The organism is Streptomyces pathocidini (assembly GCF_001418495.1).
Classification (GTDB): Bacteria; Actinomycetota; Actinomycetes; order Streptomycetales; family Streptomycetaceae; genus Streptomyces; species Streptomyces pathocidini.
The window spans coordinates 1318-1577 of record NZ_LIQY01000177.1 but is presented as its reverse complement, the minus strand read 5'-3'; the positions used below and the strand labels follow the sequence as shown (position 1 = coordinate 1577).

The 260-nt window shown below is 76.9% G+C and carries 1 pseudogene; it reads left to right on the top strand.

The window, feature by feature from the left end:
- Positions 1-211 (top strand): annotated as a pseudogene (locus tag AOK16_RS25475) (aminoacyl-tRNA hydrolase); the annotation flags it as partial.
- Positions 212-260 lie beyond the last annotated feature (49 nt).

Sequence of the window (260 nt, the reverse complement as noted above, 5' to 3'; positions counted from 1 at the left end):
CGTGTCGGTACGGGCCGCCGAGCACCGCTCGCAGTGGCGGAACCGCGAGGCCGCGGCCGTACGACTGGCCGCGCTCCTCGCCGAGGCGACCGCCCCGCCGCCGAAGCCGCGCCGCCCGACCCGCATTCCGCGCGGCGTCAACGAACGCCGCCTGCGTGAGAAGAAGCAGCGCGGCGACACCAAGAGGGGCCGCTCGGGTCGGGATTGGTAACGCCCGCCCACGCGCGCGTACGCGGACCACGCCCACGCGCGCGTACGCG